This is a genomic window from Veillonella parvula (assembly GCF_036456085.1).
Lineage (GTDB): Bacteria > Bacillota > Negativicutes > Veillonellales > Veillonellaceae > Veillonella > Veillonella parvula_E.
In genome coordinates, this window is the sequence record NZ_CP138632.1 from 1,849,592 (window position 1) to 1,862,139 (window position 12,548).

14 protein-coding genes are annotated in these 12,548 nt (G+C 38.8%); 13 read left to right on the forward strand and 1 reads right to left on the reverse strand.

The genetic code is table 11. The features are described from left to right. The 5 genes from hisE to PK1910_RS08625 all read left to right on the forward strand — a co-directional run bounded on the left by hisE (position 1) and on the right by PK1910_RS08625 (position 6,190). On the forward strand, positions 1–327 hold the full coding sequence (gene hisE / locus PK1910_RS08605; RefSeq protein WP_155086470.1) for a phosphoribosyl-ATP diphosphatase: 327 nt from the start codon (positions 1–3) through the stop codon (positions 325–327). A 118-nt stretch (positions 328–445) separates the two neighbouring features. After that, complete coding sequence (gene hisC / locus PK1910_RS08610) at positions 446–1,522, forward strand: histidinol-phosphate transaminase (RefSeq protein WP_331298681.1); 1,077 nt, start codon at positions 446–448, stop codon at positions 1,520–1,522. Positions 1,523–1,600: 78 nt separating this feature from the next. Continuing rightward, positions 1,601–2,227: an imidazole glycerol phosphate synthase subunit HisH gene (gene hisH / locus PK1910_RS08615; RefSeq protein ID WP_331298682.1), complete on the forward strand. Its 627-nt coding sequence runs from the start codon at positions 1,601–1,603 to the stop codon at positions 2,225–2,227. A gap of 281 nt (positions 2,228–2,508) precedes the next feature. Then, positions 2,509–4,341 carry a carbon starvation CstA family protein gene (locus tag PK1910_RS08620; protein ID WP_331298683.1) on the forward strand — a complete coding sequence of 611 codons (1,833 nt, stop codon included), beginning with the start codon at positions 2,509–2,511 and terminating at the stop codon, positions 4,339–4,341. Positions 4,342–4,564: 223 nt separating this feature from the next. After that, the gene (locus PK1910_RS08625) at positions 4,565–6,190 is read left to right on the forward strand and encodes a translocation/assembly module TamB domain-containing protein (RefSeq protein WP_331298684.1); all 1,626 of its coding nucleotides are present in this window, start codon (positions 4,565–4,567) and stop codon (positions 6,188–6,190) included. 155 nt (positions 6,191–6,345) lie between these two features. On the opposite strand, the gene PK1910_RS08630 is transcribed toward PK1910_RS08625, so the two are convergent. Then, positions 6,346–7,077: a copper amine oxidase N-terminal domain-containing protein gene (locus PK1910_RS08630; RefSeq protein WP_315307968.1), complete on the reverse strand. Its 732-nt coding sequence runs from the start codon at positions 7,075–7,077 to the stop codon at positions 6,346–6,348. A gap of 277 nt (positions 7,078–7,354) precedes the next feature. On the opposite strand from PK1910_RS08630, the gene PK1910_RS08635 reads away from it, so the two are divergent. From PK1910_RS08635 to epsC, 8 genes are all read left to right on the forward strand, one after another. Continuing rightward, on the forward strand, positions 7,355–7,828 hold the full coding sequence (locus PK1910_RS08635) for a hypothetical protein (RefSeq protein WP_331298688.1): 474 nt from the start codon (positions 7,355–7,357) through the stop codon (positions 7,826–7,828). Beyond that, complete coding sequence (locus PK1910_RS08640) at positions 7,804–8,256, forward strand: hypothetical protein (protein ID WP_331298690.1); 453 nt, start codon at positions 7,804–7,806, stop codon at positions 8,254–8,256. Before PK1910_RS08635 ends, PK1910_RS08640 begins: the two co-directional genes overlap by 25 nt. Next, positions 8,240–8,434 carry a hypothetical protein gene (locus PK1910_RS08645; protein WP_331298692.1) on the forward strand — a complete coding sequence of 65 codons (195 nt, stop codon included), beginning with the start codon at positions 8,240–8,242 and terminating at the stop codon, positions 8,432–8,434. Before PK1910_RS08640 ends, PK1910_RS08645 begins: the two co-directional genes overlap by 17 nt. Then, positions 8,434–8,775, forward strand: a complete 342-nt coding sequence (locus PK1910_RS08650; RefSeq protein WP_331298693.1) for a hypothetical protein — start codon at positions 8,434–8,436, stop codon at positions 8,773–8,775. Before PK1910_RS08645 ends, PK1910_RS08650 begins: the two co-directional genes overlap by 1 nt. 303 nt (positions 8,776–9,078) lie before the next feature. Beyond that, complete coding sequence (gene queF / locus PK1910_RS08655) at positions 9,079–9,576, forward strand: preQ(1) synthase (RefSeq protein ID WP_004697960.1); 498 nt, start codon at positions 9,079–9,081, stop codon at positions 9,574–9,576. A gap of 1 nt (position 9,577) precedes the next feature. Further along, the gene (locus PK1910_RS08660; RefSeq protein ID WP_331298696.1) at positions 9,578–10,438 is read left to right on the forward strand and encodes a hypothetical protein; all 861 of its coding nucleotides are present in this window, start codon (positions 9,578–9,580) and stop codon (positions 10,436–10,438) included. Positions 10,439–10,652: 214 nt separating this feature from the next. Then, entirely contained in the window at positions 10,653–11,567 is a 915-nt protein-coding gene (cysK, locus tag PK1910_RS08665; protein ID WP_331298698.1) for a cysteine synthase A, read from the forward strand. A 161-nt stretch (positions 11,568–11,728) separates the two neighbouring features. After that, positions 11,729–12,340: a serine O-acetyltransferase EpsC gene (epsC, locus tag PK1910_RS08670; RefSeq protein ID WP_278451982.1), complete on the forward strand. Its 612-nt coding sequence runs from the start codon at positions 11,729–11,731 to the stop codon at positions 12,338–12,340. Positions 12,341–12,548 lie beyond the last annotated feature (208 nt).

Below are 12,548 nucleotides of genomic sequence, written 5' to 3' on the forward strand. Positions count from 1 at the left end.
ATGGCACAGCAAACACTGAACGAATTATACGAAATTATTAAAAATCGCAAGGCACAGCCAAAGGAAGGTTCTTATACGAATTATTTATTCGACAAAGGACTTGATAAAATCTTGAAAAAAGTTGGTGAAGAGGCTACAGAGGTAGTAATCGCCGCAAAAAATGATGATCCTCAAGAGCTGATTTACGAGACGGCAGATGTGTTATATCACTTGCTTGTGTTATTAGTAGAGAAAAATATTCCATACGAAGCCATTGAAGCTGAGCTAGCGAGCCGCGAAGGGGTCGTTAGCAAGACTACGGAGCGCCCAGAAATTACAAATTTATAATGTATATCCTATTATGAGCTCAGACATATGAGCTCTGGTGGAGTTCATATGTGTTTTTTATGTGTTATATGAGTTATATGCGTTATATGCGTTAAGGAATAGATAGAAAGGATAGCCTATGAAAGAGATAATTCGCACATTGAAACCTTATATACCTGAGGAGCCGGCTGAAGCGGTGAAAGAGCGCCTTGGTATCGACAGATTGGTACGCTTGTCGGCAAATGAAAATCCATACGGCACATCGCCATTGGTACGGGAGGCTATCCTTAGTTATGTAACACATAATGATGCCAACTACTATCCGGATGGCAATGCTACCGATTTGCGCATGAAATTAGCAAATTACTGGCAGGTGCAACCTGAGCAACTCGTCATCGGCGTAGGTCTAGATGAGGTGATCGCCATGGTCAATAAAACATTGATTACCACTGGTGACTCCATCGTAGTAAGCGTGCCAGCCTTTTCGGAATATGCCTTGAATGGCCTCGTGGAAGGTGCTGAGATTCGCGAGGTGCCAGCTGATTTTGAAACGGGGCAGTATGACTTTTCTGCTCTCGTGAAAGCTGTAGATGAAACGACACGCCTCGTGTGGATCTGTAATCCTAATAACCCAACGGGCACCTATGAGTCTGTTGAAGATATCCGCAAATTTGTAGCAGCTGTACCAAAGGATACCTTGGTCATCATAGATGAGGCATATGTCGATTTTGTCACTTCTGTAGCAGTTCCTACGGCACGTGCGCTATTGGATGAATTTCCTAATGTGGCTATCATGCGTACCTTCTCGAAGGCCTATGGCCTTGCTAACTACCGTGTAGGCTACATGATGACATCTTTAGAATTGGCCAATTATATGCAAACTATTCGCTTGCCGTACAATTTGAATACCTTATCTCAAGTGGCTGCAGAAGCCGCTTTCGGTGATCAAGAATTCGTGGCGAGAACGGTCTCTCAAAATGCAGAAGAGCGAACAAAATGGGAAAGCCTCTTTGATGAGCTAGGTATTCACTACTATAAAAGCGAAGCAAATTTTATCTTCTTTGCATCGCCTGATGCGGAAGGCCTTGCAGATGCTTGGCTCAAATCAGGTTACCAAGTGCGCCGAGGTCAACGAGAAGGATGGTTACGCCTTACGATTCCAATGCCTCAAGATGGGGATATTATGCGCAGGATATTAAGAGATTTCATGAATTAATTTGTACAGAATAACGTATAATTTGTAATATGTTTTACTTTATCTTATCGTGTTTTACCCTATAGAATGGAGTTTATTATGATTGCCATTATAGATTATGATGCAGGGAATACCTTCAATGTCCAGAAAGCCTTAGCTTATATTGGTCTTGAGGCAGTGCTAACGGCAGATCCTGAGACCATACTAAATGCTGATGGCGTTCTCTTGCCAGGTGTAGGCGCATATGCGCCGGCGATGGCAGTTCTAAAAGAGCATGGTTTAGTTGATGTCATTCATGAGGTAGTAAAGCGTGAAATTCCTTTATTAGGTATTTGTTTAGGAATGCAACTTTTATTTGAAGAGTCTGAAGAATACGGCCCAACGCCCGGTTTAGGCCTTATTCCCGGTAAGGTAAAAGAAATTCCTCGCAACATTGGCCTTAGCGTGCCTCATATGGGTTGGAATAAAAATGTAGTACACCAGCCTCATAGTGCTTTTAGCAATGTAGATGATCAATATACATATTTCGTTCATTCCTATTATGTGGATACAGATCCTGAATATATAACATCTACTGCAAATTATGGTATCGATGTACCTGGCATTGTAGAACGTGGTAGAGTGTATGGAATGCAATTCCATCCCGAAAAAAGTGGTGTCGTAGGTCTAAATTTGTTGCGTACATTTGGGACTATTACAAAAACTTATAGAGCAGCAGCAAAATAGGGATATAGCTATCTTTCATTACAGATAGGAATAAGTCATTCAGTAACCAATATATCTAGGATAATAACGGCATCTCATAGGTAGAGGATGCCGTTATTATGCTTTATAGTTATACTTAACTTTCAAAATGAGAAATTAATAATTGACACCTTGTTGATTAGTTATACAATAATGTTGTAAGTACTAACATTTTAGGAAGCCATTGTGGCATGGATACGATACATAAGTTTTATCAGTAATATTCATATACTCCATGTCACGTGATTATTGGAGGTGTTTATATGGTTATGAATGGTATTTACTTAGTTATTGCCTCCGCGTGTATTCTAATTTTAGCGTACCGCTTTTATGGGGCTTTTATAGCGGCTAAGGTACTGACATTGGATCAATATCGTCCAACGCCAGCTATGGTTCACAATGATGGTCACGATTACGTGCCAACCAACAAATGGGTAACCTTTGGTCATCACTTTGCAGCAATTGCTGGTGCAGGGCCACTTGTAGGTCCTGTTATCGCAGCACAGTTTGGGTATTTGCCTGGGGCATTATGGATCCTAATTGGTTCCGTATTAGCCGGTGCTGTACATGATATGGTTATCTTGTTTGCTTCCGTTCGTTATGATGGTAAATCGATTGCGGATATTGCTCGCGAAGAAATCAGTAAACTTGCTGGTTTTGGTGCTATGCTCGCTACCTTATTCCTATTGATCATTACCCTTGCTGGTATGGCTGTAGTAGTAGCTAATGCATTGCATAACTCTCCTTGGGGATTCTTCTCCGTATTTGCTACCATTCCAATCGCTATTTTTATTGGTATTTATTTGAAATGGTTGCGTCCTGGTAAAATCCAAGAGGCGACTATTATTGGGGTAGCCTTAATCTTCGCAGCTATCATCTACGGTCCAAATGTAGCGGCTAGCGAATATGCATCTTGGTTTACATACGACTTGCAAACCATTGAAATTATGCTTGCTGTGTATGGTTTCTTTGCAGCTGCATTGCCAGTATGGTTGTTACTTGCTCCTCGTGACTATTTGTCCACATACCTTAAAATCGGTACAATCGGCGCATTGGCACTTGGTATTATCATTGTAATGCCTGAAATTCAAATGCCAGCTGTAACTCCTTACATCTGGGGCGGCGGTCCTGTATTGAAAGGTTCCGTATTCCCTTACATCTTCATTACTATCGCATGTGGTGCGTTATCTGGCTTCCATACTGTTATTGCTACTGGTACAACACCTAAAATGCTTACTAATGAAAAAGAAATTTTACCTATCGGTTATGGTGCGATGTTAACAGAAGGCTTCATCGCTATGATGGCGTTGATTGCTGCTACTGCATTGCATCCAGATGATTACTTTGCGATTAACTCCACAGTTGAGTCATTCAAAGCTTTAGGCCTTCAAGTTCATGAATTGCCAGCATTGTCTGCAATGGTTGGTGAAGACTTGATGCACCGTCCTGGTGGTGCCGTATCCCTTGCAGTAGGTATGGCTCATATCTTCTCCAGATTGCCTAATATGGATCACTTGATGGGTTACTGGTATCACTTCTGTATCATGTTCGAAGCATTGTTCATCATGACATTGATCGATGCTGGTACTCGTGTAGGTCGTTACTTACTTCAAGAATTATTAGGTCATTTCCATCCTAAATTTAACGACCAACACTGGGCTCCTGGTGTGTATGGTTGTGCCGCTTTAATTTGTATCTTGTGGGGCTACCTAGTTCTACAAGGTAATATCGGTATTATCTGGCCTCTATTTGGTGTATCGAACCAATTATTAGGTACCATGACATTGGCCGTAGGTACTACAGCTATCATGAGACTTGGTCGCAAACGCTATGCATGGGTAACAGGTATTCCTTGTATTTTAATGGCTATCGTGGCTATCGCTGCAGACTATGAAAATGTATTCTACAGCTATATTCCTGCTGGTAAATGGATTTTAGTAGCATTTAGTGTTGCTATGTTCCTCATGATTCTTATCGTATTGGTAGAAGCCGTACGTAGTTGGATCCGCTTGTCCAATATTCCTCAAGATTATCGTACACAAGCTGAAATCGAAGCTGAAAGCCTTGTAAAATACGGTAAAGAAGTAAAAGCATAAGATTGATTATTGCAATATATAAAGTGCACTCACATTTGTGAGTGCACTTTTAATCTATAAATTTGCTGCTTTTTTTATAAAATAGTTAGGTAATGGCGTCTTGCATGCAAAGTTTTCTGTGAGCAAGGCGCTTTTTGTATGGAAAAGAGTTTCTTATGGTCAATATGATTGATACAGTTAACACCGCATGGGTATTGTTATTTGAACATGTTATAATAGGGCTATGAAACATTATATACGTTCTTATTGGACAAAATATAAACAATTGTATAAGAAAGGCCTAAAAGGCATTGCTGCCTTTCTTGCCATTGGAGTGATTATAGTCTTTGTACTAGCAACCATTGCTAGTCGTGGAATGGGCGTTATTTTTAATGAGGTTATGGCTCGACAAACTATGATGCGTGGCACGGTTACTGTTGAAAGTTTATCTGCTACACCGTGGGGGACTTTGACTTTTACAGGCCTGGTTTGGAAAGACCCAGAAGGGCATGAGTTGCTCAATGCACCGAGCGGGAAGGTCCGCGTTAATATGTGGGATGTGGTGACACGTAATTTTAAGCCCTCTGCTATCGAGGGTATTGAATTAGATGATGCGGTTGTAGTCGTTGATTTAGACGATAATAATCGGTTAGATTTCGCGCCCATATCTCCAGATGTACATAAACCAATTAACGAGATAGAGCCCCGTCCCAAAGCACCTAGAAAGACTACACAAGAACGGCAAGAGGAACTAGGTAAGAAAGTACGTAACTTCAATTGGGCGGGCCAACATTTAGATTTGAAGATTAGGCTTAGAAACAGTCAGTTAGAGGTCTTTAACAGAAATCGTCATTATGTGATAAAGGATGTAAACGCTAGAATTGACCTTGATAGTAAGAGGGCCATTCGTATCGATATGGAGACGGGCAAATTTGGTGGTACCGCCATAGGGGATGGTCTCGTATTAAAAGGTCGTGTAGATTTAAAGGATGTTTTAAAGCAGCGCATGCCTCAATTGGATCTACAATTTGATGTGAAAGGGGTGGATCCGTCATCTCTAGGCTTTGGTGAGAATATTCATGATGCCATGACCTTGCTTACAAAGGTAACAGGTGATTTTAATCGTCCTTTTGCTAAAGGTCGGGTAACGATGCCTATTTTACGCATCCCTGCACTTACCTTTGAGAATGTAGTAGGAGATGTGACGTACCAAGATGGTATTTTGAATTTTGAAAACGTTAGTGCCAATGTATACAGCGGTAAATTGGAGGCTAAGGGTGTATATAATTTGGACACTCGAGCCTATACGATTACAGGCGTAGCAAAGGATTTAGATAGTAGTGTAGCCCTTAAAGCGCCTGAGTTTCTCGTGCCCGTATCGGCAAATTTGAACTTTAAAAGCGAAGGCCAACCTCGAGACATGGAGGTATGGGGGAACTTCTGGTCTGGTGAAGGGCACTATATGCTGATTCCGATTCAAAGCATTACGGGAAACTTTCACAATAAAGGGCGACATTTATCCTTTAGCGATGTGAAAGTAAATACGAAAATCACCACTATTACTACGGATGCTCTGCGCATCGATGATGGACAGCTCACGATGGGGCCGCTTAATATTACTTCTCACGGGGGTAGTAATTTTATTCTGTATGATGAGTCATTTGATGAAATTGATGCGGATATGGCTCGAATTAAAGATGGTATGAAACAAGCTAAAGAGAATAGTAAAAGTGCTTCTGAATCAGCAAATGGCATCGATAAGTCTGGGTTCACATCGCCGGACATGAAAGAATCGATAAAAGACCTGAAGCGGAGTATAGACTCGGCAAAAGATAGCTTAGATAATGTGTCAAAAGGCATCAAGCAATGAAAGACATTTAGTAATAAAATACATTGAGAAGTAAAAAGCAACAAGAAATAATAACGTATCAAAAATAATAAAAAGATGGCAATTCATCAGCGTGATGAATTGCCATCTTTAAGTTATAAGGTATTACACTGAATTTAGTTATACGAAAGATTTTATTATCTGTCTAATCCGCTAGAACGTTGGTATTCAGTATCTTCTGTGTCTTTGGTATCCGTTTTTGTATTAGTTCGTTTTACCTTAATAAGAGGTTTCTTTTCTTTGGTTTCCTCTTCTTCGTATGGAATTACTTTATCTCCTTGATCCGGTAAGAATGTTTCGATACCGTTTCGTTTGCCTTTTTGCGTGTTAGTGTCAGCGGACAATTGACTTTGTTGTGGAACGATATATATTTCGTCTTTATTGATGGTTACATCATTTAACAAGAGTTTGAATGCGTTCGGACTTACATACAGAATTCCGTCTACCATACGTGCTGCAGGTAGCAAAGATTCGGATGTATCGAGGTTGATAATTTGCAATTTACCCTTGCGCACGACTTGTTTAGAGTCTGGTTGTACCGCTAATGTAGCAATGTTCATGTCGATCAATGCTGTTTTAGTAGGTGCATCCCAAGATACTTTGTAACCTAATGCTTCTGATACTTGACGTAAAGCTACGAGTGGCTGACCGTCAACATAGATGACATTTGGCTTCTTATCGATTGGCTCCAATAATAGGCCATCTACATTGATGTAATGCTGTGTTGTCACAGATACAGGTCTCTTTAAACTCTGCGTCGGTGCAGGTGTATCCATACCGACAGCTGCCTGTGCAGGCTGTACCACTCCGCTTGTGAAAGCAAGCGCCCCTAAGGCTATACCGGATAAAATCAGTTGTTTTAATTTCATGGTAACCTCCATTGTGTATAAAACGTAACGATAAATCATAATTGGTAATATAACATGGATATATGAATATTATATTATAAATTTTAATTTTACAAAACTAATAAAGAAGAAGGGATGAATTTATTGATTTTATATTTAGGCTTAATTTTAAAATATATTTATACTAAAGTCTGTTATAGATAGTGCAGCAGACTCTAATAAAAATAAACTATCCACTAAATCATTAGATGTTAAAGATATTGAAAATACGGCAGAATATACATCTCGTAATATAGGGATGAGTTATAATCACGTAGGTGGTTTTAAGAACCTTAGTAAAGCAGGAAAAGATGCTTTGTGGAATACATTGGGCACTTTACCTAATTTGTTACCAGATTCTAGTAAGTCTAGTTCTTCCACTACAAAATCTGCTATTTCAAATGGTACAATAGAAGTACGAGACGCTAACTTTAATATGCAAACACTGTCTCGAGATACAAAAGATAGCTTGAATAAGCTTGATGAAATCTTCGATAAAAAGAAAATAGAAGAATGCCAAGAGTTATCTAAATTATTTGCTAAAGAAGCTTTTGGTCAATTACATAATTGGAATCCAACCTCTAAGGAAGGTAAAACTGCGAAAGCAATAGCCCATGGTGTAACTTTAAGTTATATTCAAGAAGCTGAAAATCCTTCTTTTGAAAAAATGCAGATGGAAGTTATGCGGTGGTTAGAGCTGAAGGTAAAATGTATGATGATGATATGTTTCTAGGCGTTAAAGGTTTAGGTACAAGAATAACCAATAAACTAGGCATACATTATCATGTTACTCTTATGAATAAAGATATATCATTAGGTACTACAACAATACTAGATGAGATGGCTACTTTGGCTAGAGCCAAATACAGTAATGGATCAAATAATGAAAGATTTATTTTTGTTGATACATCTGATAAAGTGAGTGTAATGCCTGTGTCTGAATCTAAGTCTACATTTGTTTGGACTAAGGATGCTTTAGGAATGTCAGTTCTTCAAAATGTATTATCTGAGGTAGGAAATCAACCATGGGTTGGATATGTGTATTATGCGGAGAACGCATCAAAATTTACTCGAACTGTAGCGAAAGTTGGAGGGCCTGTTTCAATAGGTTTCTTACTTAACGATATGCAAAAAAGATTACCAAATGTACAGTGGGCATGAATTAGTAAAGGCCTGGGGAGCTGATTTAATTCCTGTAGCTACTGGATTAGGTGGCGGACTTGTAGGAAGTAGTGCTGGCCCTGTAGGGGCTTTTGCTGTTGGTATTGCTGGTGCAACATTTGGCGATCGCATTAAAGATGAAATTAAATTTAATTTGAAAAGGGATGTAGATAAGTAATGTATCAAGATCTGATTATAATACTTGGTATTATATTCCTCATATACAAACTTATTACGCATAAAGGTAAGCTTAGTTTAGCTCGAATTATCTATACTTTTAGCTTAGTACTCGGGTTTGGAATATTTTTCATACGTAATTTAATATCTCCATTTACTATGTTGTTTTGGTGGATATTTTGTATGGGGATTTCTTTAGTTGGAATGTACTTTATGCTTAAAAATAATGAGTTTGAAAGTGATAAAGTAGAAAAATATCAGTTTAATTTTAAAGCTGGCGTATATGTTTGGTTATTTCTAGCAGCTTTATACATATATTTATATATTTTGACCTATTATTAGATACTCTGACCGTACATATAGCAAGATCTATTAATTAACGTATAATGCTAATATAAGGTATATGAATCTAAAAAAGGACGCTATAGTCTAATCTTCAGTGAGCGGTATTACTGAATGGGTTGGAACCATAGTGTCCTTTTAGTTTTTATGGATTTGATGTTTGAGAGCATGTTATTAGATGCATTAGTTGCTACTAACAGTTTAACTAGACCTGAGGGAGGACTTTTTTAGCACTACGTATGATATAATTTATTTATATTGAATGATTTCGCAGAATTTATATTTTATAGAAAGAGGTTCCTTATGGCATCCGGCAGATCTGAAAAAGAGTTACAAGGGGTAACGATGTTAGGTCACAAGACCGATTATCCTACTGATTATGCGCCACAGGTGTTAGAGGCGTTTGATAATAAACACCCTGACAATGACTATTTCGTTAAGTTTAATTGCCCTGAGTTCACAAGTTTGTGTCCTATGACAGGTCAACCAGACTTTGCGACCATCTACATTTCTTATGTTCCAGATAAGAAAATGGTAGAGTCCAAGTCATTGAAGTTATATCTATTTAGTTTCCGCAATCACGGTGACTTTCACGAGGATTGCATCAACATCATCATGAAAGATCTTGTGAAGTTGATGGATCCTAAATATATCGAGGTGTGGGGCAAGTTTACGCCGCGCGGTGGTTTGTCCATCGATCCATACGCAAATTACGGCAAGCCTGGTACAGAGTGGGAAAAGACTGCAAAAGAGCGCCTCCATTTCCATGATATGCAGCCTGAGCGCGTAGCATACCGTTAATATGGCATACGAATATTTAACAATGGTCGCATCCTTTATTATTTGTTTTATGATGGGTGTGACATTGTCTTTACAACCTGCATCAATAATCGTAGGGACTCACACTCATTTAAGAGAACAAAGTAAATGGACTCGCTGGAATGGATATATCATGTTTGTGTTGCTCCTATTTGTGTTAGATATGCTCGTAACGAATGGTATATATATTGCGTTTCACGATGTATATGGTAATCTTTTTAACATTGGTTATCTTGATTTCGATCCTATGGACATGTTCTTTAGTGAAAGTTTTCAAATAGGCGTTATTCTAGTCTTTTCGCTTGTGTTATTTCAAGTGTTAGGGCTCGTTGATTTAGCTCATGGAGAACGGGATTTATCCTTTTATTATGACCAAGTAGATGTAGGTAAACATAAGCCTTCTTGGATGGAGCAGTACATGGAGAGTCAAAGAGGCTCTCTTGGAGCGAGCTTGGTGGGCTTGCTTTATATGCTGAGAATGACGATAAAAACAATGTGGCCTTATATCGTGTGTCTAGTGTGGTTTAAAATCCTAGCCATACTTGTAAATGTACTAGTGTCTCCGAGTATTAACCGAATTATGCATGTTAATAATGAAATGACTACCCTAATCATTTTCGACCCATACATTGTCACCTATGTAGTTTCTGGTTTCTTATGGGGCCATGTAGCATTACATCATGATGTAACTAAAGTATCGCGCTTATCTAGTAGCATGGCTATATCTCTTATTCCTCGTCTTACAGTTTTGGTAGGAGCGGTTTTCTTTATAGGATTGGCCCTCATCATTATAATGGTACCCATTACATGGGAGGGGGTACTTGACGCACTTACAAAAAAATAGATAAAGCTAGTTATTTCCTGTATTTTTAGGGTTTTAAAAGTCGTTCTCATTCTCTTGACAATGAAATGATTCAAATGTTAGAGTATGGTTGTATTAATTGGAATACATAAACGGTTATACCCCGTGTATGGTGAATAACAAGGTGCAATATAATATCGTCCTTGGGATGTTCCTAAGGGCGATTTTTATCATCTATCGCTAGAGGGAGAATTAGATGAGTATAGTAACAAACCAAACAACTGAACTTATCGGTAAAACACCGATATATCAATTGCCAAATACCAATATTTATGTAAAACTTGAAAAATATAATGTAGGCGGTTCTGTAAAAGACCGTGCCGTACTCGGTATGTTACAGGCTGCAAAAGAGCAGGGTCGCATCCATGAGGATAGCATCATTGTAGAAGCCACAAGTGGTAATACGGGAATTGCTCTTGCTATGGTAGGCGCCATTCTACATATTAAAACAGTGATTATCATGCCTGAAAGTATGAGTAAAGAACGCCGTGAGCTTATTAAAGCGTATGGGGCGCAGCTCATCTTAACACCAAAAGAAACAGGTATGAAGGGGGCTCTTGAGCGGGCAAATGAAATTTTAGCGAAGTATCCAAATGCTTTCACCTTGGGCCAATTCGTAAATCCTGCAAATCCAGATATGCATTACCGCACGACGGGTAATGAAATTGTAGAACAAGTGCCAAATGTCGATGTATTTATAGCGGGTATTGGTACAGGTGGTACTTTCACAGGCGTTATAAGACGATTGAAAGAACATAATCCTAATCTAAAAGCCATTGCTGTAGAGCCAGCGGGATCTCCTGCTATTACCGAAGGTAAGGGCGGCCCTCACAAAATACAAGGTATTGGGGCTGGTTTCATTCCTGAAAACTTTGACCAAAGCTTGATGGACGGCGTGCAAACTGTAAGTGATGAAGAAGCTTTTAGCGAGGTGCAAACCTTTATGCGTGAAAGTGGTATCTCTATTGGTCTTTCCGCGGGGGCGGCCATTGTAGCGGCAAAACGCATGGCTCGTGAATTACCTAAGGCGAATATCGTTGTTATTGCACCTGATGGAGTAGAGAAATATTTATCTCTTTTGGACTTCGGCAATAACGAATACGTTAAATAATAGATTTTAGATAGATAAAATACGAGATTTTGAATGATAAAAGAATAGGTTCTATATAGATATAAAGCCTTATATATAGGAATATAGACCAAATATGTTGTATACTAGATATATCTATATTTCTGTAGAATGTAAGTAGAGTTATTTGAGATGGAGTCACTATGATGCAAGGTTTGCGCGATTTATGGGGCAAAATTCAATATAATATTAAGCGTGTAATGGATTCTGACCCAGCTGCCACAAGTGTATGGATGGTTATATGGACATATCCACATATTACGGCTTTGTTCTGGCATTTCTTTGCCCACCGTTTATATAAGGCGGGGTGGCCAATCTTGGCTCGTCGTGTGGCTCTCCATTCTCGTCATGTAACGGGTATTGAAATCCATCCAGGTGCGACGATTGGTCGCGGCCTCTTTATCGATCATGGTATGGGTGTTGTTATTGGCGAAACGGCTATTGTAGGCGATAATGTAACCTTGTTCCATCAAGTAACACTAGGTGGGATGTCTTCTAAAAAGGTAAAGCGTCATCCGACCATTGAAGATGATGTACTCATCGGTACGGGTACAAAAATTTTAGGGGACATTACGATTGGGGCGCGCACGAAGATTGGCTGTAATCTCGTTATCAAACATGATATTCCTAAGGATATGGTAATCTTTGAAACAGATCCAGAAAATATGTATGTCCGTAAACCTAGTCGCAATGCAACTGCTGCACAAGCAGAGGAGAAGAAGATTCCTGATAATTACATAGAATACTATATTTAATATAAAAGCGTATTTAATATATAATCATTTTTAATATAGAGTCATATTGAATATAGAATCATACAAGCCTCTAACTATTAGATTAACTAGTAGTTAGAGGTTTTTTATGATTCGTAGAAACATGATTCTGTGAAGTATTGGGTTTAGATTTGGTATGTATTGTATTGGATTGGGGATATATTTGATTTAGTATGGTTATAATGTTTTC

What these genes read in the sequence shown, in the direction of transcription:
- hisE (WP_155086470.1), top strand. Translation starts at nt 1, where the DNA reads ATGGCACAGCAAACACTGAACGAATTATACGAAATTATTAAAAATCGC.
- hisC (WP_331298681.1), top strand. Translation starts at nt 446, where the DNA reads ATGAAAGAGATAATTCGCACATTGAAACCTTATATACCTGAGGAGCCG.
- hisH (WP_331298682.1), top strand. Translation starts at nt 1,601, where the DNA reads ATGATTGCCATTATAGATTATGATGCAGGGAATACCTTCAATGTCCAG.
- PK1910_RS08620 (WP_331298683.1), top strand. Translation starts at nt 2,509, where the DNA reads ATGGTTATGAATGGTATTTACTTAGTTATTGCCTCCGCGTGTATTCTA.
- PK1910_RS08625 (WP_331298684.1), top strand. Translation starts at nt 4,565, where the DNA reads ATGAAACATTATATACGTTCTTATTGGACAAAATATAAACAATTGTAT.
- PK1910_RS08630 (WP_315307968.1), bottom strand. Translation starts at nt 7,077, where the DNA reads ATGAAATTAAAACAACTGATTTTATCCGGTATAGCCTTAGGGGCGCTT.
- PK1910_RS08635 (WP_331298688.1), top strand. Translation starts at nt 7,355, where the DNA reads ATGAGTTATAATCACGTAGGTGGTTTTAAGAACCTTAGTAAAGCAGGA.
- PK1910_RS08640 (WP_331298690.1), top strand. Translation starts at nt 7,804, where the DNA reads ATGTATGATGATGATATGTTTCTAGGCGTTAAAGGTTTAGGTACAAGA.
- PK1910_RS08645 (WP_331298692.1), top strand. Translation starts at nt 8,240, where the DNA reads ATGTACAGTGGGCATGAATTAGTAAAGGCCTGGGGAGCTGATTTAATT.
- PK1910_RS08650 (WP_331298693.1), top strand. Translation starts at nt 8,434, where the DNA reads ATGTATCAAGATCTGATTATAATACTTGGTATTATATTCCTCATATAC.
- queF (WP_004697960.1), top strand. Translation starts at nt 9,079, where the DNA reads ATGGCATCCGGCAGATCTGAAAAAGAGTTACAAGGGGTAACGATGTTA.
- PK1910_RS08660 (WP_331298696.1), top strand. Translation starts at nt 9,578, where the DNA reads ATGGCATACGAATATTTAACAATGGTCGCATCCTTTATTATTTGTTTT.
- cysK (WP_331298698.1), top strand. Translation starts at nt 10,653, where the DNA reads ATGAGTATAGTAACAAACCAAACAACTGAACTTATCGGTAAAACACCG.
- epsC (WP_278451982.1), top strand. Translation starts at nt 11,729, where the DNA reads ATGATGCAAGGTTTGCGCGATTTATGGGGCAAAATTCAATATAATATT.